The 24,763-nt window shown below is 69.4% G+C and carries 19 protein-coding genes and 2 pseudogenes; 11 read left to right on the top strand and 10 right to left on the bottom strand.

Annotated features, from left to right (window positions below):
* The coding region (locus tag JHN45_RS22970) for a carboxylesterase family protein (RefSeq protein WP_201050426.1) at positions 1–579 on the bottom strand (579 nt) is incomplete at its 3' end.
* Between the two features lie 759 nt (positions 580–1,338).
* On the opposite strand from JHN45_RS22970, the pseudogene JHN45_RS22965 reads away from it, so the two are divergent.
* A pseudogene (locus JHN45_RS22965) lies at positions 1,339–1,548 on the top strand (sigma factor-like helix-turn-helix DNA-binding protein); the annotation flags it as partial.
* Positions 1,545–2,297 carry an anti-sigma factor domain-containing protein gene (locus JHN45_RS22960; RefSeq protein ID WP_201050424.1) on the top strand — a complete coding sequence of 251 codons (753 nt, stop codon included), beginning with the start codon at positions 1,545–1,547 and terminating at the stop codon, positions 2,295–2,297. The pseudogene JHN45_RS22965 and the gene JHN45_RS22960, both read left to right, overlap by 4 nt.
* Before the next feature lie 40 nt (positions 2,298–2,337).
* Here JHN45_RS22960 and JHN45_RS22955 read toward each other — a convergent pair whose 3' ends face one another.
* A complete protein-coding gene (locus JHN45_RS22955) occupies positions 2,338–2,736 on the bottom strand; it encodes an ATP-binding protein (protein ID WP_307783167.1) in 399 nt (132 codons plus the stop codon).
* Between the two features lie 364 nt (positions 2,737–3,100).
* Here JHN45_RS22955 and JHN45_RS22950 point away from each other — a divergent pair, with 364 nt between their 5' ends.
* Both JHN45_RS22950 and JHN45_RS22945 read left to right on the top strand, forming a co-directional pair.
* The gene (locus tag JHN45_RS22950) at positions 3,101–3,757 is read left to right on the top strand and encodes a fasciclin domain-containing protein (RefSeq protein WP_201050421.1); all 657 of its coding nucleotides are present in this window, start codon (positions 3,101–3,103) and stop codon (positions 3,755–3,757) included.
* Positions 3,758–3,936: 179 nt separating this feature from the next.
* Positions 3,937–4,329 carry a hypothetical protein gene (locus JHN45_RS22945; RefSeq protein ID WP_201050438.1) on the top strand — a complete coding sequence of 131 codons (393 nt, stop codon included), beginning with the start codon at positions 3,937–3,939 and terminating at the stop codon, positions 4,327–4,329.
* 35 nt (positions 4,330–4,364) lie between these two features.
* Here the strand turns inward: JHN45_RS22945 and JHN45_RS22940 are convergent.
* Positions 4,365–4,747, bottom strand: a pseudogene (locus tag JHN45_RS22940) (transposase family protein); the annotation flags it as partial.
* A 412-nt stretch (positions 4,748–5,159) separates the two neighbouring features.
* Between JHN45_RS22940 and JHN45_RS22935 the strand changes: the two are divergent.
* Entirely contained in the window at positions 5,160–5,873 is a 714-nt protein-coding gene (locus tag JHN45_RS22935) for a DUF4142 domain-containing protein (RefSeq protein WP_236583970.1), read from the top strand.
* A 701-nt stretch (positions 5,874–6,574) separates the two neighbouring features.
* Complete coding sequence (locus JHN45_RS22930) at positions 6,575–8,116, top strand: molybdopterin-dependent oxidoreductase (RefSeq protein ID WP_374195635.1); 1,542 nt, start codon at positions 6,575–6,577, stop codon at positions 8,114–8,116.
* Between the two features lie 919 nt (positions 8,117–9,035).
* On the opposite strand, the gene JHN45_RS22920 is transcribed toward JHN45_RS22930, so the two are convergent.
* The 4 genes from JHN45_RS22920 to hisD all read right to left on the bottom strand — a co-directional run bounded on the left by JHN45_RS22920 (position 9,036) and on the right by hisD (position 14,556).
* Complete coding sequence (locus JHN45_RS22920; RefSeq protein WP_201050417.1) at positions 9,036–10,823, bottom strand: thiamine pyrophosphate-binding protein; 1,788 nt, start codon at positions 10,821–10,823, stop codon at positions 9,036–9,038.
* 36 nt (positions 10,824–10,859) lie between these two features.
* Positions 10,860–11,528 (bottom strand): ThuA domain-containing protein, encoded by a 669-nt coding sequence (locus JHN45_RS22915; protein WP_201050415.1) that lies wholly within the window; start codon positions 11,526–11,528, stop codon positions 10,860–10,862.
* Entirely contained in the window at positions 11,525–13,135 is a 1,611-nt protein-coding gene (locus tag JHN45_RS22910; RefSeq protein WP_201050413.1) for an APC family permease, read from the bottom strand. The genes JHN45_RS22915 and JHN45_RS22910 overlap by 4 nt, the downstream gene beginning before the upstream one ends.
* 95 nt (positions 13,136–13,230) lie before the next feature.
* The gene (hisD, locus tag JHN45_RS22905; protein WP_201050412.1) at positions 13,231–14,556 is read right to left on the bottom strand and encodes a histidinol dehydrogenase; all 1,326 of its coding nucleotides are present in this window, start codon (positions 14,554–14,556) and stop codon (positions 13,231–13,233) included.
* 126 nt (positions 14,557–14,682) lie between these two features.
* Between hisD and JHN45_RS22900 the strand changes: the two genes are divergently transcribed.
* Positions 14,683–16,290: a PucR family transcriptional regulator gene (locus JHN45_RS22900; RefSeq protein ID WP_201050411.1), complete on the top strand. Its 1,608-nt coding sequence runs from the start codon at positions 14,683–14,685 to the stop codon at positions 16,288–16,290.
* 449 nt (positions 16,291–16,739) lie between these two features.
* Here the strand turns inward: JHN45_RS22900 and JHN45_RS22895 are convergent, their stop codons facing one another.
* Together JHN45_RS22895 and JHN45_RS22890 are read right to left on the bottom strand one after the other, a co-directional pair.
* The gene (locus JHN45_RS22895) at positions 16,740–17,162 is read right to left on the bottom strand and encodes a hypothetical protein (RefSeq protein ID WP_201050410.1); all 423 of its coding nucleotides are present in this window, start codon (positions 17,160–17,162) and stop codon (positions 16,740–16,742) included.
* Positions 17,163–17,220: 58 nt separating this feature from the next.
* A complete protein-coding gene (locus JHN45_RS22890; protein WP_201050409.1) occupies positions 17,221–18,804 on the bottom strand; it encodes a GMC oxidoreductase in 1,584 nt (527 codons plus the stop codon).
* A gap of 232 nt (positions 18,805–19,036) precedes the next feature.
* On the opposite strand from JHN45_RS22890, the gene JHN45_RS22885 reads away from it, so the two are divergent.
* Positions 19,037–20,617, top strand: a complete 1,581-nt coding sequence (locus tag JHN45_RS22885; protein ID WP_201050408.1) for a GMC family oxidoreductase — start codon at positions 19,037–19,039, stop codon at positions 20,615–20,617.
* A 31-nt stretch (positions 20,618–20,648) separates the two neighbouring features.
* Here the strand turns inward: JHN45_RS22885 and JHN45_RS22880 are convergent, their stop codons facing one another.
* Positions 20,649–21,410, bottom strand: a complete 762-nt coding sequence (locus JHN45_RS22880) for a DeoR/GlpR family DNA-binding transcription regulator (RefSeq protein WP_201050407.1) — start codon at positions 21,408–21,410, stop codon at positions 20,649–20,651.
* A 90-nt stretch (positions 21,411–21,500) separates the two neighbouring features.
* Between JHN45_RS22880 and JHN45_RS22875 the strand changes: the two genes are divergently transcribed.
* The 3 genes from JHN45_RS22875 to JHN45_RS22865 all read left to right on the top strand — a co-directional run bounded on the left by JHN45_RS22875 (position 21,501) and on the right by JHN45_RS22865 (position 24,499).
* Positions 21,501–22,727 carry an MFS transporter gene (locus JHN45_RS22875; RefSeq protein ID WP_236583968.1) on the top strand — a complete coding sequence of 409 codons (1,227 nt, stop codon included), beginning with the start codon at positions 21,501–21,503 and terminating at the stop codon, positions 22,725–22,727.
* A gap of 105 nt (positions 22,728–22,832) precedes the next feature.
* Positions 22,833–23,822, top strand: a complete 990-nt coding sequence (locus JHN45_RS22870) for an LLM class flavin-dependent oxidoreductase (protein WP_201050405.1) — start codon at positions 22,833–22,835, stop codon at positions 23,820–23,822.
* Positions 23,823–23,857: 35 nt separating this feature from the next.
* A complete protein-coding gene (locus tag JHN45_RS22865; RefSeq protein WP_201050403.1) occupies positions 23,858–24,499 on the top strand; it encodes an HAD family phosphatase in 642 nt (213 codons plus the stop codon).
* Positions 24,500–24,763 lie beyond the last annotated feature (264 nt).

Genomic DNA, 24,763 nt, shown 5'->3' with positions numbered 1-24,763 from the left:
CGCGGAGGAGGCCCCGAGCAGCCCGAGGGTGGAGTAGGCGCCGGCGCTGTGGCCGAAGACGGTGACGTCATCGGGGTCGCCACCGAAGTGGGCGATGTTCTGCCTGATCCAGGTGAGGGCGGCGATGACGTCCTGCAGGCCCAGGTTGCTGGCCTCGGCGAGCCGCCCGCCGTACTGCGAGAGCGAGAGCGCGCCCAGTGCGCCGAGTCGGTAGTTGAGCGACACACCCACCACGCGTCCCGACGCGGCGAGACCGGCGGCGTTCGAGGTGGTCTGCGTGTTCGCGCCGAACTCGAATCCGCCGCCATGGATGTACACGGCCACCGGCAGCGTCTTCCCGGCCGGCGGCTCGGGGGCCCACACGTTCAGGTTCAGGCAGTCCTCGCCCGTTCCGCTGTCCGCTTCGAGCCAGTCGCCGCTGTCGGGCTGGACGGGGGCGACGCCCTTGCGGTCGTAGGGGCGGTCCGGGTCGAAGTCCGCGACCACCGGGCGGCGGTACCGCTCGGCGGTGGCGTACGGGATTCCCCACCAGGACCGCACCCCTGGTGGGGTCGGAGCCTTGGGCGCGTTCGCGGTCATGGCGTGGGATTCCTTCCGGTGAGGTCGGGGTTTTCGCGCGGCGTGTCGGCGGCTGATCGCTCGCGGTGACGCTCTCCAAGCATTCCCTGGACTCCGGCGAATCGCCGAGCGGACAACGGTCACCCGGTGGTCATCAGGTGACACTTCTGTTCACCCCCTTCTCGTCGGCCTCGGAAACCTGCTCCATCGCCGGACCACGACATCTGCGCAGTTCAGAGCGATGCGACCTGGCACCGGCCGCCACGGAGCCGAACTCAGGCGCAGCGGATCCAGTCCGTTGAGGCGAAGTTGACGATCCGACACCCAAAAATGAACGTTTCCGCAGGTCAGAGCCTACACAAGTGGGGCGGGTGGGACTCGAACCCATCCAGGTGACGCTTCTCACCTGCAGCTTTACCGAAGTACCCGATTTACACCCCGGATTTGATCCTGTTGAGCTCTACTCGATCCTGCTCGATCCAGGGTGGTGCAGCGTTCGCCGCACCACCCGACCGCGCTCACACGAACACGAGCAGGGCTTCGATGCTCACCGTGCGTGACCCATGACGACGGCGACTCGCCCGCCTCTGATCCCGAACCTTGCAGCCCGGAGGTGGGCTTATCGCCATCTCCAGGACGTGACTCTGCGTGAACACCATCGTGAGCGACCACGACGACTCGGGATGCTGACAGTCACCGACCAGTGGTGTACCAGCAGTTTCGCTCCGCTCCCCCGTCACAGTCGCACGGCTAGCAGGCGCAATGATCACGACTGACCCGGAGGTTGAGGCACGGCTGGAGCGTGAACAGGTGCGGCGCTGTCTGCGCACGCTGACCGATCTCCGGCGCCAGTCCGTCACCCTTGCCTACTACCGGGGACTGACCCACCGCGAGGTCGCCGAGGCGCTCGCGCTGCCGCTCGGAACCGTCAAGACCCGGCTGAGGGACGGCCTCACCCGGCTCCGCGATTGCCTGGGAGTGACCGCGTGATCACCGACGACCTGCACCGGCTCACCGGCGCCTACGCTTTGCATGCCCTGTCCGACGAGGAGAACGCGTCCTTCGAGCGGCATCCGGCCGACTGCGAGGCGTGCATCGAGGAGGCCGCCGAACTGTCCGCCACAGCAGCCCGGTTGGGCCTCGCCGTGTCCGTGGAGCCCGACCGGGACATGCGCGGGCGGGTACTGCGCCGGATCACCACCGTCCGCCAGGAGACGCCGGGCGAGCGCCCCGCACCACGTTCCGGTCGGGCGGCGCTGCGGACCCGGCTGGTGTCGCGGTGGGCGCTGGCCGCGTGCCTCGCCGCCGCGGCCGCGCTCGGCGGGACCGTCGTATGGCAGCACCAGCAGGCCGAGACCGCGCTCGCCCAGACTCACCGAGCCGAACAGGAAGCGACACAGATCAGCGCCGTGCTCGCCGCACCCGACGCCCGAACACAGACCGTGACGCTGCCCGAAGGCGCCACCGGCACCGTGGTTGTCTCCCACGGCAAGGACCAGGCGGTGTTCGTGGTCTCCGGAATGGCTCAGGCACCGGCCGGGAAGGTCTACCAACTCTGGTTCGACGACAACGGCACCATGCGCTCGGCCGACCTGATGAACCCCGACCGCGCCGACCAGACCATCCTGCTGCGGGGTGCCGTGGACGGGGCCTCTGGCATGGGGATCACCGTCGAACCCGCGGGCGGCTCGAAACAGCCCACGACCGCGCCGCTCGCCCTGACCCGATTCCCCGCCTGAGCGGACACAGCCCCGCGGTCAGGCGGGGCTGTGTCCGCCGTCAGGCGATGCCTCGCGGCAGGTCGGCCCAGACCGTGTGGCCTCGGCGGTGGTGCCGGTCGCCCCATGCTCGGGACAGCGCCTCGACCAGCAGGAGCCCACGCCCACTGCCGCTCAGGGCGGAGGACGGGCGGGCCCACCTCGCCCGGATCGCCTGCGTGTCGAAACCCGGGCTCGTGTCGCTGACCTGGATCGTCAACGACTGACGCCCCGCCCGCCCGTGCAGAGCCAGCGACAGGCGGACCGGCCCCGTGCCGTGGCCGAAGGCATTGCCGAGCAACTCGCTGACGACGAGCACGGCGTCCTCGGCCAGTTCGCTGCGGCCCCACCGTGCCAGTTGTCCGCGTACGTCGCCGCGCACGGAGCACAGGCCGTTCTCCGGTGCGAGAGCGAAGTTCACGTATGAGCTTTCCACGGCAATCAGACCCTTCCACTCGCACGGGTAATCCGTCGCGGACACCGACGTGGACGGGTGTTGAAACGGGAATTGGCGGCATGCCTGAATCTCGGTGCCCCAAGTATCCGTAGCAGATCGGGCCGTGGATTGGTCTGAGAAAAAGATTCATCCGATCGGGCATACGGCCAATCCGCCGGGCTTTCGGAACCGGATTCCCCACGTGACCGACAACGAGAAGGAAAACGCGAACCACCCGGAATTCTCCCGGCGTTCGGCGATTCCCCGCGGTCGGTCGACTGGTCTCGAACGCTCTTTCTCTTCCCCGTCTACAGGCGACACCCGCCGTATGAGCAACAGGAGAAACATCATGAATACCCGTGTCCGCCGTACCGCAGTCGTCCTCGCCGCCACGGCCGTACTCCCGTTCGCCCTCAGCGCCTGCGGCAGCGGCGACAGCGACTCCGCGAAGTCCGACGCCTCCACCAAGGCATCCGCAGCCGCGTCCGCGTCGAGCGACAGCATGAACAACGCCGGCGCCACGGCCGCCGACCAGCCCTTCGGTACGGCCTGTTCCGGTGTCCCGAAGAGCGGGGCCGGCTCCTTCGACGGCATGGCCAAGGACCCCGTCGCCACCGCCGCCTCCAACAACCCGGCCCTGTCCACCCTGGTCGCCGCGGTGAAGAAGGCCGGCCTGGTCGACACCCTCAACAACGCCCAGGGCATCACGGTGTTCGCGCCGACCAACGACGCCTTCGCGAAGATCCCGAAGGCCACCCTGGACAAGGTCCTCGCCGACAAGGCCCAACTGACGAAGATCCTCACCTACCACGTCGTAGGACAGCAGCTCACGCCCAAGGACCTGGAGAAGGGCTCCTTCGACACCCTGGAGAAGTCCAAGCTCACCACCTCGGGCTCCGGCGAGAACTACATGGTCAACGACTCCGCGAAGGTGGTGTGCGGCAACGTGAAGACCGCCAACGCCAACGTCTACATCATCGACACCGTCCTGATGCCCACCAGCTGACGGACCATCACGAGCAAGGCCGGGCAGCCGACTTGACGGTGCCCGTCCGTACGACTCCTGTGGCGGGGAGACGCTGAGGGGCGGGGCACATGCCCCGCCCCTCACCGCTGTGCCCCCTCACCGCCGTACCGCCGAACCGCTGTGCCCGACAAGGCATGGCAGAGGACGGAGCACACCGCATGTCGACACTCTTCCGCGTCCGCGTCCTCGCCGTCTCGGGCACCCGACTGTGGTGCGCGGTGGCGGGTATCCTGACCCCCGGCACCGGCCGCGCCCTGCACGCCGAACTGACCGACCGCTGCGCCGGGGTGACCGTGGCCGGGCTGGATCTACGCCAACTCCGGCTTCCTGTTGCCGAGTTCCTGCCGGATCCACCGTGGCCGGACGGGCCCCACATTGCGCATCTCCTCGCGCCGGACCCACTGCGCTCCCGCGTCGCCGACGACGGACGCCTGCACTGGCACACCGACCTCCAAAGCGCCTGGCAGGCGTGGTCCGGCCTCGGTACTGGTGGGCTCGCATGTTCAGGTGACGCGGATTCATCGAACCAATGGCGTATGCGGTCACCTTGAGTCACTGAGCGTTTCAGTGTTGCTTCTCCAGAGGTGAGGACGGCCTTGGTGAGCACGCTCATGTGGTTGGGACTGATGCAGGATCTGCGGAAGGTCTGCCAGGACTCCAGGCGTGCGATGCCTCGTTCGGCAGGTGCCCGGGCCGCGGACAGGGCCCGGTTCTCGGTCCGCTCGGCGAGGGTGAGTTCACCGCCTGGCGGGCGCGGATCTGGAGGATCTTGTGGGTGCGGGCGGCCGTCAGATCGTGGGTCCGGCCCGGCAACGACGGCGACGACCACAGAATCTCACCGGCCGGGTCCGTGACGACCTGCATGTTCACCCCGCGCCGCTTGTCTTTCGAGGAGTAATCGGCCCTGCCGTCGCCGACGCGGTCGCACGCGGTGAGCGTGCCGTCCAGGAGGACGAAGTCCGGGTCTCGACCCAGGCGTGTGGCAGGTCGAGTACGGCAGAGTACGGAACCAACAGGGCTCCTGTGCTGCGGAGTTGAGACGCCGAACACCTCCCCCAACGGCACGGGAGCCCTGTCCGTTGCACACCCCGATCTCACACCGCGACGGGTCGAAGTAGAGGAAGTCGCTCTGCGACCTTCGGCAAGCCGAGGCGAACCAGACGGCCGAGCGCGTCGCCGCATGCAGCGCCGACACAGCCCGGCAACTGAATCCGGGCAGCAGACACACGCCGCCAGAGGACATCACCAACTTCAGCCAGAATCTGCCAAGTCTTTACCGAAGCCATCGAGTGACGGACGTGTTGCCTACGTACCGCTGATTGCACCTAGTGACGGACGGATCCACGACCCTGCAGGAGATACAGTGCGTTTCTCATGGAACATGACCGGAGCCTTCATTATCGGCGGGGCCATGAGTCTTGCGGTCGCGGCATTCGTCTATCCGAGCACGCCGGGTGCAAGTGCCGCCCCCGCCTCGCATGACAACATCATTGCCGCAACACCGTGGGGCCCTCTGACCGAGGCTGACCGAGACTTCGTCGTGAAGGTCCGCGCGGCCGGGTTGTGGGAATACCCAGTCGGCCAGCTCGGCCTACAGAAAGGCACTACAGAGGCTGTTGTCACTGCGAGTCGGCATCTCATAGATGGGCACGCCGCACTGGACGCTACCTGCCGCAAGATAGCACCACTGTTGAACATCATGCTGCCCAATGTTGCGAGCCCTCAGCAGCAAGGCTTTGTTTCCGCGCTAACGACAGATACTCGCGAGCAGTTCAATTTCGACTTTGCCAACATCTTGCGAATGACACACGGATCGATCTTCAACACGGTGGCGAAAATCCGCTCCACGACAAAGAATACACTTGTTCGCGCCTTGGCCGACCAAGCCAACGATACCGTACTTGATCACATCACAGTTATGGAAAAGACGGGCCTGGTCAACTTCGACCAGACCCTCTTGCGGCAGACCACTCCGCCCGATTTGCCTTCTTCCGACCTGACTCCGCCGCCTCCGACCCTTGGGCAGCCGATGACAGTCCTCACACCGCCGCAAAACGCCACTTCCACTCCGGTAGACATCGATGCAATCACCTGAGGTGGCGCAGGGTCAGCTCCCAGCTCGACCTCGCCGAATGGCTGAGAGCTTGTAGCAGCATCGTGAGCGGTGTTTCTTGCGGCATTTCAAGCTGGTTGTTACAGGTTATGACGACACACGATCCGTGTCCGTACAACGAGTGTGAGCTGTGAGCGGAGCCGGGTGGTGAGTTTGTCGTAGCAGCCGAGGCCCTCTGCGACTACGGGGGCAGTTCGAGGAGTTGCTGCGCTGGAGTTCGCCGGCGGCTGCGAGGGTCTGGGGCGGGGAATCGCGGCGGCCATCCCGATCCCCGAGAGCATCCTGGCCACCGGCACCTCACGCATCCGGCCCCGGCTTGGTGCGGGCTTCCACGTGCCGCGTCCCCGCCGAACGCCTTCGGGCCTGGCTTCACGGCGGAACCGCCGGCCCCTCGACCATCAGCAGGACGTGGTCCGCGTCGGCCCGGGTGTCCGACCCGGGGCGGTTCCTCTCGTCCGGTGTGCGCTCGCGATCGTCGCGTGCGGTCTTCCGACGGCTGGACAGCACCGGGGCGTCCGCGTTGCGGAGAACTTCGGGAGACGGGGCACGCTGCGGATGCGGGACCGATCGCGGGCGGGACCAATCCGTCAGGCTTTCGGAACCGGATTCCCCGCGTGACCGAGAACGAGAAAAAACCCGCGAAGCAGGCCAAAGCGGCGAAAGCAACGAAAGTACTCTTTCTGCTGGGTGCCCTCAGCGGCGCCCTGGCGGGTTTCGCCGCGCTCGCGGTCGCCGAGGCGGTGGCGGGAGCGGTGCGTCCGCAGGCCGGTCCGGTCGTCGCGGTCGGCGGCGCGGCGATCGACCGCACGCCCGCCGCCGTGAAGGACTGGGCGATCCGCCATTTCGGCACGAACGACAAGCTGTTCCTCCAGCTCGGCATTCTCGCCGTCCTCGCGCTCTTCGCCCTGGCGCTGGGAATCGTCGCTCTGCGCTTCCGGCGCACCGGCGCGGCCGGTGTCCTGCTGTTCGGAGTCGTCGGCGCGCTCGCGGCGACCAGCAGGCCCGACTCGACCAGCGCCACCGACGCCCTGCCCTCCGTGGCGGGCGCCGCCGCCGGAGCCGTACTGCTGTACGTCCTCGCCGGCCGGCTCACGCCCCGAACCCCCGCGCCCGACGGACCACCCTCCGAGGAAGGATGGGACCGGCGCGGCTTCGTGATCGCGGCGGGCGCCGCGGCCGTGGCGTCGGCGGGAGCGGGCCTCCTCGGCCGCTCCCTCAGCTCGGCCGGCGGCCAGGACGCGGTCGCCTCCCGCAGGAACGTGGTACTGCCCCAGCCCGGCTCCCCGGCCAGGCCCGTGCCCAGGGGCGCCGGGCTGCGGATCCCCGGAGTGAGCCCCTTCATCACCCCCAACGGCGACTTCTACCGCGTCGACACCGCGCTGGTGGTACCCAAGGTGAACGCCACGACCTGGCGGCTGCGCATCCACGGCAAGGGCGTCACCCGGCCACACGTCTTCTCCTACGACGACCTGTTGCGCCGCGAGCTGATCGAGCGGGACATCACCCTCACCTGTGTGTCGAACGAGGTCGGTGGCCCCTACGTCGGCAACGCCCGCTGGATCGGCGTACGACTGGCGGACCTGCTGGCCGAGTGCGGGGTGAAGCCGCCCGCGAAGGGCGGCCCCGCCGACCAGCTGGTGGCCCGCTCCGTCGACGGGATGACGATCGGCAGCCCGGTCGAGGACGTCATGGACGGCCGCGACGCACTGCTCGCCCTCGGTATGAACGGCGAACCGCTGCCCTTCTCGCACGGCTTCCCTGTGCGCATGGTGGTGCCCGGACTGTACGGCTTCGTCTCCGCCTGCAAGTGGATCAAGGAGATCGAGCTGACGACCTTCGACGCGTACGACCCGTACTGGGTCAAGCGCGGCTGGGCGCGCCGCGCGCCCATCAAGACGGAGTCGCGGATCGACACCCCGAAGCCGTTCGCGCGGCCGGGGACCGGGACGGTGATGGTCGCAGGGGTCGCGTGGGCCCAGCACCGGGGCATCGGGAAGGTCGAGGTCCGGGTCGACGACGGCCCCTGGCAGGAGGCCCGGCTCGCCGCCGAGGACACCCGTGACACCTGGCGCCAGTGGTCCTTCCCGTGGCGGGCGACGAAGGGCGGCCACACCCTCACCGTGCGCGCCACCGACCGCACCGGCGCGCTCCAGACCGAAAAGCGCGCCCGCACGATCCCCGACGGCGCAAGCGGATGGCACTCCGTGGTCTTGACCGTCGACTGAACACCGAGCCGACCCACCCCTGCGTGAAATTTCCTCGGACGGACCATCACAGACCCGCCCGGGACGGGGCGAAGAAGTGAGCGAGCAGGACGGAGCCATCGCCGCAGGTGGTGGTAGTCGTAGCCCTTGTCGCCATGCGGCTTGCCGAGCCGCCGACGTCGCGGGTCGCGACGGGAACCCGAGTTCGAGCTCGCCGACAGCATCCTTGAGATACGGCAGTCGTCCCATAGACAGCCGGGGTTCGGAACTGATCGCAGCTCAGCAAGCCCATAGCGGCAGCCACATGGCCAGGAACGGCAAGGCGCAACAGCGCACCGACCATCGAGACCCGTGCGCCGCTCGACTCAAGCACCTGCCTGAACGGCGGCTGCACCAGTTGGCGGCGAGTCACTCTTCAGCCCGTGGGACGGCGCCATAACGCTCCCTCAGCACATGGATGGGAGACCCTCAGATCACAGCCACGAAAGTGTCGTCCTGGACGTACGCGAAGCAGGATCCGCTGCACCACGTGCAGCGTTCGCTGCACGCCGCACACCCTCGGAAAACCGCGTTCTCGCAGGTCAGAAGGTTTCTGCCGCGTAGCGAAGGTGGGGCGGGTGGGACTCGAACCCACGGCCGACGGATTATGAGTCCTTCGAGGATCTTGGCGGTCCTTGCCGATCAGCGCCGATTCACGCCGATCTCGCGTCAGAGTGCCCTACCGACGGGATGATGCTCCACCGCTTGCCCCTGGGCAGAGCATCATCCCTGACGTCGAGAGACGAGCTCGCGCGAACGAGTTCGTTCACCCGGACCGGGCATGGGCCACCTCCTGCCGGAGCCATGCCCCGGCAGGGCCGCCACTCGTCCCGATGCAACCGCCGCTACCTGCGCGGACACCGCACACCATCCGCATATCGAGCGGCCGGCGGCCCAACCGTCAGAGGTGCTGCTCGGTGGCCCGCGTACGGTGGTACTCCTCCTGTCGCTCGTCCGTGATGTACGCCGGGATCGGGAAGTCCCACCAGCCAGGCACCCAGGGGCCCGCGGCATCGCGGTCCGTGGGAACCTCGATCACGGCAGGCGCCCCGGACTGGACGGCCTTGCGCAGGGTCGGCTCCAGGGACGCGGCGTCGTTGACCTTCCACGACTCGATCCCGAACGCCCGGCCCATGGCCGCGAAGTCGGGGCTGTACGGCGAGCCGTCGGGGTGCGAGAACTCGGTGCCGATGTGGCGCGAGGTCTGCTTGCGCTGGCCGCCGCGGATCGACATGTAGCCCGCGTTGTTCTGGACCACGAAGATCACCGGTGCGTCGGCGGTGACGCTCAGGGCGATCTCCTGGGAGGTCATGAGGAAGTCGCCGTCGCCGAGGACGCACACGACCGGGCTGTCCGGCCGGGCGAGCTTGGCGCCCACGGCGGCCGGGATCGCCCAGCCCATGGAGGAGAAGCCGCCGGAGGTGAGGTGAGTGCGCGGCGAGTAGACCGGGAAGGTCTGCTTGACCGCTCCCTGGGTGTTGCCCGAGCCGGCGACGATGATCGCGTCGCGCGGGAGCACGTTGCGCAGGGCGCCGAGCGGGCGCTGCGAGGTGAACGGGAAGCGGTCGCTGTCGCGGCGGCCGGCGAGCTTCTCCTCCCAGTCCTGCTTGAGTTGGGCGAGTTCGGCGAGGTACTCGGAGCGGTCGACGCCCTTGGCGGGGAGCGAGTCGACGATGGCGGCCACGGCGCGCTGCGCGTCCGCGACGATGCCCACTTCGGCGGGGTAGTTCTTGCCGATCTCGTGCGGGTCGATGTCGATGTGGATGAGCTTCGCGGGCGGGATCGAGAAGCTGATGCCCTTCGCGTAGCTGGAGGCGGACCAGTCGGTGAAGCGGCAGCCGACCGAGATCACGACGTCGGCGGAACTCGCGATCGCGTTGCCGGTCATCGTGCCGGTCTGGCCGACGCTGCCGGCGAACAGCTCATGGTCCTCGGGGAAGGCGCTCTTGCCGTTCCACGTGGTGACGACCGGGATCTGCCACCGCTCGGCGAGCGCGAGGACCTCGTCGGACGCCTCGGAGGTGATCGCACCGCCGCCGACCACGATGACCGGCCGCGTGGCCGCGCGCAGTACGTCGACCGCGCGGTCCACGGCTTCCGGGTCGGGGTGCTGGCGGCCGACGGGGATACGGCGCTCCAGGTCGTGGAGCTGCACGTCCGCGGCCTCGGCCTGTACGTCCATGGGGACTTCGAGGTGCACGGGGCCCGGGCGGCCGGTCAGCATGGAGTTGAAACAGCGGTGCAGGACGAAGGGCAGCTCCTCGACCCGGGTGACGACCCAGTGCCGTTTGCTGACGGCCTCGGCCACCTTGGGGAAGTCGTTGGCCGTGTAACGGTCGAGTTCCTGGAGTAGTCCGTGACCGCGCATGTGGGTCGGCGGGCCGCCCGTGACGACGAGGACACTGGTGGAGTCGGTGAACGCGGTGCCCATGCCGATCACGGTGTTGCTCGCGCCGGCGCCGATGGAGGTGACGGCGGCCTGCGGGCGGCCGGTGACGCGGTAGTAGCCGTCGGCGAGGTGGACGGCGCTCTGCTCGTGGAAGGTCTGGATGAACGGGATCCTGGACTCGTCGTCGAGGAAGGCGTCGGTCAGTGACCAGATGCCGTGGCCGGGGATTCCGGCGACGACGTCGACCCCGTAGTTGCGCAGGGTCCGCGCGACGATCTGGCCTCCGGTGAGGACGGGCATGGTGGGTTTCCGATCAGCTCGGGTCGGACGGTGGGGTCAGGCGTTCCGACGGGCGGCCCAGGCGAAGCCCTGGGTGCACAGGCGGGTGACGTCCGGGTTCTGCAGGTCGTCGAGGTCGTGTCCGACCGCGCTGTAGAAGACGCGGCCCTGTCCCCAGGTGCGGGTCCACGCCTGAGGGATGGTCTTTCCCTCCAGCCACGGCAGGTGCTCGCCGGTGAAGGTGGACTCGGCCAGGACGTGGTTGTTGGGGTCGACGGACATGTAGTACTGCTCCGAGGCGACCCGGAAGTCCTTCACCCCGGCGGTGACGGGGTGGCCGGTGTCCGTGACGGTGACCTCGTAGGGGTACTTCACGCCTTCCCCTGCGGGGTGTTCGAGGAAGCTGCCGCCGAGCAGCCAGTGGTACTTGAGGCTGGTGCGGAACGCGGCGGCGGCGCCGTGCCAGGCGGCGATCCCGGTGCCGTTCTCCACCGCCCCCAGCAGGTTCGACTCCTGCGCCGCGGTCAGTCCCTCGGACAGAAGGGCGTTGTTCCAGTTGAGGGCGATGAGGTCGTAGCCGGTGAGGTCGGCGTCGAGTGAGAAGATGTCGTTGGTCTCGTCGACGTCGAACCCGAGGTTCTTGAAGATCGGGAGGGCCCATTCCTCGGCCACCTGGTAGGGCTTGTGCCCGGGCCAGCCTCCGTACAGATACAGGACGCGTGTCATGCGGGGTTCCCTCCGGTCGTGCTCTCAAGGGCCGCGGCGCGGTTGCGCAGGCGCTCGGCCACCTCCATGGCGTCGCCTTCCGGCGCGGTGGACTTGCGCTCGGGCTTCGCGGTCAACAGGTACACCAGGCCCACGGCCGAGACGACGAGGAACCCGATGAGCGCGATCCACCGGTCCACGAACGGGGTTCCGGAGTCACCGGTGGGCCAGGCGAGGAGAACCATCCCGAGCACGCCGTAGACCAGGGCCGCCACGTTGACGGCGAAGCCCCAGCGGCCGAGGCTCCAGGCTCCGGCGGGGCGCCAGCCCTTCAGGCGCATGCGCAGCGCGGCCAGTACGACCATCATGAACGCCGCGTATCCGGCCAGCATCTGGAACGCCACGATCTTGGTGAGGGAGTCGGGCGAGTAGTAGACGAACACGAAGATCAGCAGCGGCAGGACGTTCACGGCCAGCAGCGCGTTCATGGGGACCCGGTGCCTGCGGGTGATCTGCGAGAAGACGCGGGAGCCCGGGAACATGTCGTCGCGGGCGAAGGAGAAGACGATGCGGCTCGCGGCTGCCTGCTGGCTCATCACACCCGCGATGAAGGACGTGATGGTGACGGCGAGCACCACCTTCGTGCCCACGATGCCGAGCGAGCTCTGCAGGATCGAGGGGATCGGGTTGGTGTCCTTGCCCGAGAGGATCGAGCCGAGGTCCGGAGCCGCGAGGGCGTACCCGACGAACGCGAGGAGAGCGGCCGCTCCGCCGACGGCCACGGTCAGCTGCATGGCCCGCGGGATACTGCGGGACGGGTTGGGGACCTCCTCCGCGATCTCGCCGCACGCCTCGAAGCCGTAGAAGAGGAAGAGGCCGACGAGCGAGGCGGCGATGAAGGCCATGAAGTAGCTGTCGTGGTTGGAGCTGCTGGTCTGGAAGAAGATCGAGACGGAGTTGTGCCGCTCGAAGACCAGCAGGTAGAGGCCGACGAGAACGATGCCGATGAGTTCCGCGGCGAGTCCGATCTTCGAGATCAGGGCCAGTGTCCTGGTGCCGAAGCAGTTGCAGATCAGACAGACGACGGTCATGCCGATCGCGATCCACAGGCGCTGGGCGGGGGTGGAGCTGATGCCGGGCTGGTCGGCGGTTCCGGCGAAGAGGCTGGCGACGAAGTCGGAGCTGAAGAGCGCGGTGCTGGTGATGCCGATGGTGATGCAACAGATGTACGTCCACGCGTTGAACCAGGCGTAGCGGCCGTTCCAGAGCCGTCGTACCCATTGGTAGAGGCCGCCGGCGAGGGGGAACTGCGAGACGACCTCCCCGAAGACCAGGGCGACGAGGAACTGTCCGGCCCCGACGATGCCGATCCAGAAGATGGCCGGGCCGCCGGCGGTCGCCAGACCGACCGCGAAGAGGGACACGACGCCCACGAGGGGCGAGAGGTACACGAAGCCCAGGGCGAAGTTCGCCCACAGGCTGACCTTTCTGTCGAACTTCTGCTCGTAGCCGAGTACGGCGAGCATCTCCGCGTCCGCGGCCGAGGAGGCGGGGCTCCAGGCCCCGCCCGGCGCGCCTACGGGGGTGGATGGGGGCGCCGCGTGCGCCTCGTTGTCGGTGGCTGACATGACGATCTCCGTGGGTCGAGGGGGACGTGCTCCTTGTCGAACGGCTGCCGGGCCGCTTCGGCGGTCCGGCATAAATCGCGATCCGTCACCGCGGATCAGCTCTGCTCGAAGGTGTGGTCGGCCCAGTCCAGGGGGGCCGATCCGTAGCGCGCGGCGCGGACGTCTCCCGAGCGCGCGTGTCCCTCGAAGTTCTCGATGCGCGAGGCCCTGCCGCAGATCTCACCGAGCCGGGCGCTGGACCCGGCGTCCCTGATCTCCTGGTAGGTCACGGTCTTGAGGTACTTGCCGACCCAGAGACCGCCGGTGTAGCGGGCCGCGCCCAGGGTGGGCAGCACATGGTTGGTGCCGATGACCTTGTCGCCGTACGCGACGCACGTCTTGTCCCCGAGGAACAGGGCGCCGTAGTTGCGCATCCGGTGCAGGGCCTCGCGGGGCTCCGCGGTGAGGATCTGGACGTGCTCACTGGCGTACTCGTCGGCGAGCGCGTAGGCCTCGTCCAGGGTGGGGACCACGATCACCTCGCCGTGGTCGCGCCAGGCACGGCCGGCGACCTCTCGGGTGGACAGGCCGGGCAGCAGCTTGTCCACCCAGGCGATGGTCCGCGTGGCCACCTCCTCGGACGTCGTGATGAGCACCGTCGGGGAGTCGGGCCCGTGCTCGGCCTGGGACAGCAGGTCCGTGGCCACGACGAACGGGTCCGCGGTGCCGTCGGCGACGATCAGCACTTCCGTCGGTCCGGCGAAGAGATCGATGCCGACCTCGCCGAAGAGCTGGCGCTTGGCCTCCGCCACGTAGGCGTTGCCGGGCCCCGCGAGCATGTCGACCGCGTCGATCGTCTCGGTGCCCAGCGCCAGGGCGGCCACGGCCTGCACCCCACCCATGACGTAGATCTCCTCGGCCCCGGCCAGGTGCATCGCGGCGATGCTGACGGGCGGCGGGGCGCCCCGGTCCGGCGGGGTCGTGGCGGCGACCCGTCCGACACCGGCGACCTTGGCCGTCAGGACGGTCATGTGGGCCGAGGCGGTGAGGGGATAACGGCCGCCGGGCACATAGGCGCCGGCCGCGCCGATGGGGATGTTGCGCTGCCCCAGGAACACCCCGGGCAGCGTTTCCACCTCGAAGTCGGTGAGGGAGTCCCGCTGCGCCTGCGCGAAGCCGCGGACCTGCTTCTGGACGAAGCGCAGGTCGTCGAGGACCGTCTCGGGGACGGAGGAGACGACCGAGGCGATCTGGTCGGGACCGAGCCGGTAGGACTCCGGACTCCAGCTGTCGAACTTCTGCGACCAGCGGCGCACGGCGGCGTCGCCGTTGGCGCGTACGTCGGCGATCACGTCCGCGACGGTCTCGACGATTTCCGGACGGCTGGTCCGTGCCGTCTTCACGGCGACAGGAGCCTTGATGGTCTTGTGTTGAGCTGACACTCTGCACTCCTTGCAGGGGTCGTGCCTGCGGGCTTGACCTGAAGTCTGGGGAAACGGGGGGTGTGACGACAGGCACAACCTGTGCAATATTGGCCGCCGGTCCTGCACATACCGAGGTAGTGGCTCATGGCTGAAGTCCTGACGGTTCGTACCGCGCTGGAGCTGGAGGTGTTCTCGCGCACCACCGTGCGGGTGTACGCCGGGGAGCGGAATCTGGACCGCCCCGTGCGCTGGGTGCACACCGGAGAGATCCCGGACATCCATCGCTTTCTCACGGGTCAGGAAATGCTGCTGACGGCCGGCCTCGGCATGGGCGCGTCGGAGTTCGAGCAGCGTGCCTTCATCCGACGGCTCGCGGACGCCCGCGCGGCGGTCCTCGTCATCGAACTGGCCGGGCGCGTGTTCGACTCCATGCCGGAGGCGGTGATCGAGGAGGCGGAGGCCGTCGGCCTGCCCCTGGTGGGACTCGCCGACGAGATCCCCTTCGTCGAGACCTCGGCCCAGGTCCACGAGGTGCTGGTCGGGATGCGCGTCAAGCAGCTGATCGCCGAGGAGGCCACCAGCCAGGCGTTCATGGACCTGCTCCTGGCGGACGAGGACTACGTAGGGGTGGTCAGGGAGCTGGCCCGGCGCACCGGGCACCCCGTGGTGCTGGAGGACGTCGCCCATCAGATGCTGGCGTACGGCGGCGCGACGCCGGAGGCCGACCGGGTCGTGGACGAGTGGAGCGCGCACTCCCGGGCGATCCACGAACGTCACCCCTCGCTCCTGGCGCAGGGCCCCGAGGTTCCGACCGCCTCGGCGGCATCGTTTCGCGAGGTCGCACCGTGTGCCCGCCAGCCCGTGGTGCTCCGCGGAGAGTCATGGGGCTGGCTCCACCTGCTGCACGGAGGGAAGCAGCCGAGCCCTCCCGAACTGCGCACGCTGGAGCGGGCCGCCGCGGCCATCGCGATCTCGCTGCTGAGCGAGCGGGAGAGCGGCGCCCGCGCCTCCCAGCGCCAGACGGCACTGCTCAACCGGCTGCTGCTCGGCGACATCACGGGTGAGCGGTTCGTGACCCTCGGTCTGGCGCTCGGCCAGGATCTGCGCGGGCGGGACCTGATCGTCGTCACGGCCTGGGCGGGCGAGGAGGAGCCCACCAAGGACCACCTCCTCGCCCGCCTTCTGCAGGACGCCGGCCGGCCGGCCGTCGTGGGCGACACCGGAGACTTCGACATGGCCGTCGTGGGGCTGCCCACCCGCGCCGACGCCACCCACGTCCGGACTCTGTTGGCCGATCACGGGGTGCGGGCCGGTATCAGCCGCATCGTGGAACCGGCGGCACTTCCTCTGGCGCTGCGCCAGAGCCGCAGCGCGGCGTCCGTCGCCGCGGCGGCCTCGACCTCGGAAGTGCGGCATTTCGACGATCTGGGCGCTCTGCGCCTCCTCGTCGCGCTCTCCGAGGGTCCCGAGCTCAGGCGCTACGTCGAGGACGAACTCGGTCCGCTCCTGGAGCACGACGCACTGGTGAAGAATCCGTTGCTGCCCACCCTGCGTACCTTCCTCGACTGCGGTGGCAACAAGGCGCGGGCGGCGGAGGAGCTCTTCATCCAGCGGCGCACCCTGTACCACCGCCTCGACAAGCTCTCGGAGATCCTCGGCCTCGACCTCACGCGGGTCAGCAACCAGCAGCGGCTGCAACTGGCCGTGCGCGGGCATGATCTGCTGCGCAAGCCGACGCTGCGGCGGACCTGACCTGCGATGTGACGCCGAGAAACTTCCTGGTCGTCCGGGCCGTTGACCGGTACGCTGCCGAACCGCTCGACATCCGGCTCACGGAGACCCGCTCGACGGCGCTGCTCCAGTTCGCCAACGAGCTGCCCACCCCGGTCCTCGCCCGCACCTTCGGTATCGACATCGCCGCCGCTGGACCGACGAGAGCAACCACCCTTGTCGATCAGAGGGTGGCCGGAGTGCGACGAGACTCAACTCGCCACCATGGTTCACCGAACAGATCCGAGAGATCGCTCGGATCCCCGCCTCCGACGACGACGGAGACCTCGTCCAAGGTCTGTTCCTGGTGAGTCACGAAGTTGACGGGGCAGCCGAATGGCAGGTCCGCGAGGGCCGACTCCTCATCGCACCGGGTCCAGCAGTACGGCCGCTCGTCGCGTCGCTGAGCCGCTCGCGCGAGTTCCGCCGACTCACGCAGCAGGCCCCCCGAGTACGTCGGTGTCGCCAGACCCCTGCTCCTTGACCCGACGTCGCGCCGCCGCAGTGGACTCGGCGGCTTCCAACCTCGCAAGGACGCCTTGCAACTCATAGCCGATGGTGAGCACGAGACGCTCGACTCCGTCGCGTTCGCCACGACGTGGGAGGTCCGGGGCCGTGCCGGGAACTCGTCGAAGTCGACCCCGGTCACGATCCCCGAACCCCTTGGTGGCCACGACGTGGAACCCCGTCTCGGCCAGCCGGAGCCGCGGCCTGAGGAGTTCACGAAGGCCGTCGCGCCCGGGAAGCCGCCCGATCTCCGGGACGGCCATGGGCAGCTGCGCCCCCGGCCCGCCGGGCAGGTCGATGGTTGCGGCGGCCGACTCGTCCGATGCCGCGGAGAGGTAGTCGTCCATCGCTCCCGTACCGGAGATCATGTCAGGGAGTGACGTTGCACCCTGGACCGCCCTGTCGTCAGCCCTTCGTCGCCCTGGCGAGGGACGGGGCGATGCGCAGGGCGTTCGCCCCGATCGTCAGGGCCGGGTTGAGCGCCGCGGAGGACGGGAAGAACGACGCGTCGCTCACCCAGAGGTTGTCGATGTCATGGCTGCGGCACAGCGGATCGAGCACGCTCTCCGCCGGGTCGTGACCTGCCACAGCCGTTCCGCACATGTGGGAGTTGGTCTCGATGCCCATGCGCTGGGTGAAGATCAGCGGGTAGCCGGCCTTGCGGACCGCCCGGGTCACTCGGCGCACCAGTTCGTGGTGGGGCGCGAGGTTGTTCGGTGTCCAGTCGATGAGGATGCGGTCGCCGTCCACGCGCACCCGGTTGTCCCGGGACGGGAGGTCCTCGGTCGTCAGGTAGATGTCGAGGCTTCTGGCCGCCATGAACTTCAGAGCCCAGGTCGGTGCCCATGAACGGGCGGGCTTGAGCATGGGGGCCTGCAGCTTGCCCAGCATCTGGAGGTTCCCGAGCGGGAAGCGCGTGCCCGGTCCGGCCTCGTAGAAGTCGTTCAGACCTAGCGTCTTCTGCCACTTCGTGGGGTTGGTCCGCAGGGGGTTCACCCCGACGAAGAACGTGCTGTTGTGCACCATGTAGTTGCGGCCGAGCAGCCCTGAGGAGTTGGCGAGTCCCCGAGGGTGTGTCTCGTCGGCCGAACGGAGCAGCAGCGCGGCCGAGTTGACGGCTCCTCCGGCGAGGGCGAAGGACTTGGCGTTGATACGCAGGACACGGCCCTCGTGTCGTGCCTCGGCGGCGACGATCTTCCGGCCGTCTGGCGAGGTGATCAGACGGGTGATCTCCGCACCTGTGAGGATTCGCACGCCGTCGTGCAGGGCGGGGAGAAGGAGCCGGTTCTCGGCGTCGGACTTCATTCCCGTCTCGTCCGGACAGCCGTCGGCCGTCGTCACGGCGGCGCGGTCGGCCTGCGTCTCGATGTTCAGGGCGTTCGGTGTGTGGAACGGGTGCAGGCCCTGCCTGCGCAGCGACCCGGCGAACCGCTCGATCTCCGGCTCGTGCTGGAGCGCCGGATACGGGTAGGGCTTGGAGCGGGGCGGCTCGGTCGGGTCCTCGCCGGTCCGCCCGTGCACCTGGAGCAGATCCTCCATGGCGGTGTAGAAGGGCTCCAGGTCGTCGTAACCGAAGGGCCAGGCGTGCGAGACGCCCTCGTGGTGCTGCACCTCGGTGAAGTCACTGCGCCGGAAGCGGGGCAGCATGGCGCCGTAGAAACGGGTGTTGCCCCCTACCCAGTAGTAGACGCCGGGCGCGAACGGCTTGCCGTTGCCACCGTCGTACCAGTAGCCGGCGTTCTTGTAGCGGCCCTTGAGATACATCTCGGCGGGCTGCGAGTTCTCGGGTTCACGGGGAAGGAAGCGGCCCCGCTCCACGACGAGCACATCGAGACCGGAGTCCTTCAGTGCCCAGGCCAGCGTGGATCCGCCCATGCCGGAGCCGATGACCAGGACATCGGTGCTGATCTCGTCGGCGGTGCCGGGTGCGACGAGGGCCTCGGGCCGAAGCTCCGGGGGCGTGTAATCCTGACGGACCGGGTCGGACATGAGGCGGAATCCCTTGGGCTCTGGGGTACGGGAGGCGAGAAGTGGTACTCCTCGCCGTGGCGGTTCCAGGCGAGCCTAGGCAGCGGCACCGACGCATCACATGCACGAAACGGGTAATGACTGCCGCCTGGGTTGCTCACCTCGTGCATGTTCTGAGCGTGTACGGCGTCCCTAGCCTCTCCAGGAAGCACCACGCGCCCGATCAGGGCGACCGGAGTTCCACGGAGGCGCAATGGGCAGGGAATCGTATGACTACATCGTCGTCGGAGCGGGCTCGGCCGGCTGTGCGGTGGCGGCCCGGCTGTCCGAGGATCCGGATGTCACGGTCGCGCTGATCGAGGCGGGGCCGCCGGCCCGGGGCCGGCTCTTCGAGATCCCCGCCCTGTTCTCGGAGCAGCTCAAGACACAGTTCGACTGGGACTTCGGGTCGGAACCCGAGCCGGGACTCGGGGGGCGCCGCGCCTACCTGCCTCGCGGCCGGGTGATCGGCGGCACCAGCTCGATGAACACGATGCTGTACGTCCGGGGGCACCGCTACGACTACGACACCTGGGAGCGGCTCGGAAACCCGGGCTGGGGGTACGACGATGTCCTGCCCTTCTTCAAGAGGTCCGAGGACAACGAGCGCGGAGCCGATGATTTCCACGGCGTCGGCGGCCCCCTCACCGTCAGCGACCCCCGCTCCGTCCATCCGCTGCTGACGGCATGGGTCGAGGCCGCCCAGGACGCCGGCCACAAGCACAACCCGGACTTCAACGGATCCGAGCAGGAGGGCGTGGGCTATCACCAGGTCACCCAGCGGGGCGGCCTGCGGTGCAGCAGCGCGATCGCGTTCCTGGAGCCGGCCGCGGGCCGTCCGAACCTCACCGTGCTGCCCTCGACGACCGCGCTGCGCCTGAGCTTCGAGGGCTCGCGGGCCGCCGGCCTGGAGGTCGACCACCTCGGAACCGTCCGGACGATCCATGTCGACCGTGAGATCGTGCTGTCCCTCGGGGCCTACAACTCGCCCCATCTGCTCCTCCAGTCCGGCGTCGGACCGGCCGACGAACTCACCGCCGGAGGGATCACGCCGCTGCACGACCTGCCTGACGTCGGCCGGAACATGCAGGACCACACCGGGTGCTTCATCAGCTTCTTCAGCGACACCGAACCGCTCCTGGGACCGGACACGTCGGCGGAGGAACGGCTCCTGCGCGAGCGGGGCACCGGCCCGATGGCCTGGAACGAGGTCGGCGGATTCTTCAGCTCCAGCGACGACGTCCCCGCCCCGGACATCCAGGTCCACGCCGCGCTGGGCATCGTCCGCGACGAGGGTCTCGCCGCACCCCTCGAACCCGGAATGTCGTTCGGTCCCTATGTCGCACGGCCCGCGAGCCGCGGTTCGGTACGGCTGCGGCACTCCCACCCGTACGCCAAGCCGCGCATCTTCCACAACTACCTCGCCGACCCCGACGACCGCCGACGGCTGCGCGAGGGCGTCCGGCTGTGCATGCGCATCGCCCGTGAGCAGCGGCTGACGTCCCTGCTGCAGTCCGACCTGCGCGGGGCCGCCGACGCCGGACTCGCCCCCCTGTCGGACAACGACCAGGACATCGACGACTTCATCCGCACGCAGTCGTTCTCCTTCTACCACCCGTCAGGCACCTGCATGATGGGCAAGGTCGTCGACCATGAACTGCGCGTGCGCGGGCTGGAGAACGTCCGGGTGGCGGACACGTCGATCATGCCGACCCTCGTCACCGGGAACACGAACGCCCCCGCCATCATGATCGGCGAGAAGGCCGCCTCGCTCATCCGGGCATCGGCAGCGTGACGCCGGTGGACGCCGGTACCGAGCCGGTCTGTCAGACCGTACGGACGACCGTGCCACCGTCTTCGAGCGCGGTGACCTCCTCGGCCGCCGCGGTGGAGTCGGTCACGAGGGTGTGCAGGAGGACGGCGGGGCCCACGTAGGCGTAGGCGGTGTGGCCGAGTTTGCTGCCGTCGGCCGCGGCGACGACCCGGCGGGAGGAGGCGATGCCCGCCTTCTTCACCGAGGCGTCGTCGAGGTCGTAGGCGGTCAGGCCGTCGGCCGCGGTGAGCCCGCAGCAGCCGATGACGGCGGTGTCGAACCGCAGGGCGGCCAGGGAGGCGAGGGCGAGGGGGCCGGTGAGGGCTCCTTCGGCCGCGCGGGGCTGTCCGCCGGGCACGACCAGTGTGGCCGGGCCGGGCGTCGCGGCGAACAGGTGAATGGCCTGAAGGGAGAGAGGCATCACGGTGACGGGCCGCTCGCGCAGGAGGCGGGCGACCTCCAGGCAGGTGGTGCCGCTGTCCAGCAGGACGCTCTCGCCGTCAGCGATCAGTGCGGAGACCTCGGCGGCGATCCGGCGTTTGGCGTCGACTGCCTCGCGTGCGCGCAGCGCGAACGGGGGTTCCTCGCCCCGGAGCAGCAGGGTGCGTGCCCCGCCGCGGACACGTTCGAGGACGCCCTGGGTGGCGAGTGCGTCGAGGTCGCGCCGGATGGTCATCTCCGAGGCCCCGGTCAGCTCCGCGAGTTCCTGGACCGTGGCACCCCCGGAGTCCCGGACTGCCTTCGCGATCACCCCGTGCCGGTCTGCGTTACTCATACCGCGATTGAACACCAACAGGAAATGAACAACAACTCTGTTCGTTACTTCGACTTTCGAACAGTAGAAATGTTCGTTATGGTGGCCGGTATGGAAAGTCCCCTGCGAGCCGCCCGCGTGGCGACCTACGTCTACTTCGTCCTGTACGGCACCTTGCTGGGCACCTGGGTGGTGCACATCCCCGCGATCGAGGAACGCGTGGGCATCAGCCACGCCACGCTCGGCGGCCTGCTGGTGGTGCTCGGCCTCGGGGCCTTCGTAGGCATGCAGGTGGCGGGTCCCCTGACCGACCGCCTCGGCACCCGCACCGTGGTACCCGTCGGCGGCGTGCTCTGCGGCGCGACCCTGTTCCTGCCCGGCCTCGCCCACGATCCGTGGACGCTGGCCGCCGCGCTACTGGTCTTCGGGCTCTGCAACGGCTGCCTGGACGTGAGCATGAACGCCCACGCCGTGCACGTGGAGAAGGCCTACGGTCGCCCCGTCATGTCCGGCTTCCACGCCACGTTCTCCGTCGGCGGTGTCCTCGCCGCGCTCGCCGGAGCGGGCGCGGCGAGCGCCGGCCTGCACCCGGCCGTGGCCATGGCCGCCGTGGGAGCCGTGGGCGTGGTGATCGCCCTGGCCTCGGCACGCGCCCTGCTGCCCGCCGCCCCGGCCCCTTCCGCCGCTCCCACCCAGGAGAGCCCCGGCCCCACAAAGAAGACCGGTACGTCACCGGTCGGAGAGCACGACCGCGCCACGCGCCGGGTCTGGGTGCTGGCCGTCCTGGCGCTGATGGTGATGCTCTGCGAGGGCGCCGCCAACGACTGGAGCGCCCTGCACCTGAAGGACGTCATGGGCGCGTCCGCCGGCACGGCGGCCTTCGCATACGGCACCTTCGCCGCGGCCATGACCGTCGGCCGACTGCTCGCCGACCGCTTCGCCACCCGGTTCGGGTCCCTGGCGATCCTGCGCCACGGCGCGGCCCTGGCCGCCGTCGGCATCACCCTCGTGACCGTCAGCCCCTGGATGTGGGCCGTGTTCGCCGGCTGGGCGCTGTTCGGCCTGGGCCTGTCCGGCAGTGTCCCGCAGCTGTTCAGCGCGGCCGGGCACGCCGACCCGTCCGCCGCCGGGGCCAACGTCTCCCGCGTCGCCGGACTCGGCTACGTCGGCATGCTCGCCGGTCCCGCCGTGATCGGCTGGCTGACCCATGTCGTCGCCCTCAGCCACGCCTTCGTCCTGCTGATCCTGCTGTGTGTGACCACCGCCGTGGGCGCCGGAGTCCTGCGCACCACCCCCGACCGCGTCCTCCGGCGCGAGATGGCCGACAGCAGCCACTGACCGCTTGTGCGGCACGGTCCCTGACAACCGTGCCGTGCAAGCTCACCTCTCCCCCGGTCACCAGGGCCGGGGAGGCAAGCCCCCAGCCGACCGAAGGAGCCCCCGATGTCCGAGTCCCCCGCACTGCCCGCCCAGGGCCGCGTCGGTGTCATGCTGCCGCTCGATCTCCCCGTCGGCGAGGTGCTGCCCTACGTCCGGCGCGCCGAGGAGCTGGGGTTCGACCAGGTCTGGGTGGTCGAGGATCTCGGCTGGCGCGGTGGTGTCGCCCAGGCCGCCACCGTGCTGGCCTCCACCACGAGCCTCACCGTCGGGATCGGGATCATGCCCGCCGGCGCCCGCAACGTGTGCTTCGCCGCGATGGAACTGGCCACCCTCGCCCAGCTCCACCCCGGCCGGCTCATCGCGGGCGTCGGCCACGGCATGCCCGGCTGGATGCGCCAGGCCGGGTCCTGGCCCGCCAGCCCCCTGACGCTGATCAAGGAGTACGCGGCAGCGCTGCGTCTGCTCGTCGCCGGTAAGCCGGGCCCGGCGAACGGCCGGTACGTACGCTGCGAAGGCGTGATCATCACCGAGGTCCCGGAGATCGTCCCCCCGGTGGTCCTGGGTGTCCGCGGCCCCAAGTCACAGGCGGTCGCGGGCGAGGTGGCCGACGGACTCCTGCTGGCCGAGCCCGCCGCACCCGGCTACATCACCGCCTCCCTGCGCAACCTGGGCGCCGCCGCCGCGAACTCTCCGGAGATCGTCGTCTACGACGCCGCCGCCGTGGACGACGACGAGGAAGCCGCCCTGGACCGCGTCCGCACCGTCCTGGAATCGGTCGGCGAGCCGCAGTGGGCCGCGCACATCGACCCCCTGCCCTTCGCCGCCGCACTGCGCGCACACCGCGCCGCCAGCACGGACGCCCGGCACTTCGCGCGGACGATGCCCGCCGAATGGGTCCGCGGGATGAGCATCTCCGGGACCCCCGCCCAGGCCCGCGCGGCGATCGACGCCCGCCACGCGGCCGGCGCGACCAGCGTCGTCCTCGCCCCGGCGGGCCCCGACCCGCTGGCCGCACTCGACTCACTCGCCCGCGCCCTGCCCGACCGGCACTGAACCGAACACTCCCGGACCCTGAGGAAAGGATCCCCATGCCCACCGACCGCCGCCCCGTCGTGCTCTTCGACCTCTTCGGGGTCATCGCCCGCCACCAACACCCGGGCGCCCTGGAGAAGATGGCCGCCCTCTGCGGCACCTCCCCCGACGCCTTCAGCGCGGCCTACTGGGCCCACCGGCCCCCCTACGACGCCGGCCGGCACACCGCGTCCGTGTACTGGACGGACGTACTGCACACGCTGTTCCGCGACGCCGACGCCGACACGATCGAAGAGCTGCGGCTCACCGACATCGACAGCTGGTCGCGCGTCGACAACAGCATGGTCACCTACGTCCAGACCCTGCGGGAGCGCGCCCGGGTCGCCCTGCTGTCCAACATCCCCGCGGACCACGCGGACGCCTTCCTCGCCGCCCAGCCCTGGCTGCACGACCTCGACGACATCGCCTTCTCCGGAAAGATCGGTGCCGCCAAGCCCGACCCGGCCGCCTTCCGGCACTGCGTCATCGCTCTGCACGCCGCACCCGCCGACTTCCTCTTCGTCGACGACCGCGAGGAGAACGTCCGCGCGGCGCAGGCCGCCGGCATGAACGGTCACGTCTTCGACGGCCAGGAAGAACTCGCGGCCGTCATCGACACATGGCTGCCAACGGTCGGCCGGCAGGCGAACCGCTCCTGACCTCGACGACCCGGCATCACCGGAGCTGCCCGACCACCTCGTACGCCGTCCCGTGCACGCCCCCGTCACCCTGGCCGTGACCCGCCGTGACCGCCAGAGCCCCGCGTCACGAGACGCTCCCCGCCAGGCTCCCCCGGGAACTCAACAGGCAGGTCGTCAGACTCGACCCGAGACCACTGAGCGCACACGACTGACCGTGCTCACCCTGCCGCGTGCCTCCGGCGGTCACGCCACGGAGCTGACGCCGCCCCACCCTGGCCGACC

The sequence above is a fragment of the Streptomyces sp. MBT53 genome, assembly GCF_016654115.1.
Classification (GTDB): Bacteria; Actinomycetota; Actinomycetes; order Streptomycetales; family Streptomycetaceae; genus Streptomyces.
This window is presented reverse-complemented; position numbering and strand designations above follow the sequence as displayed.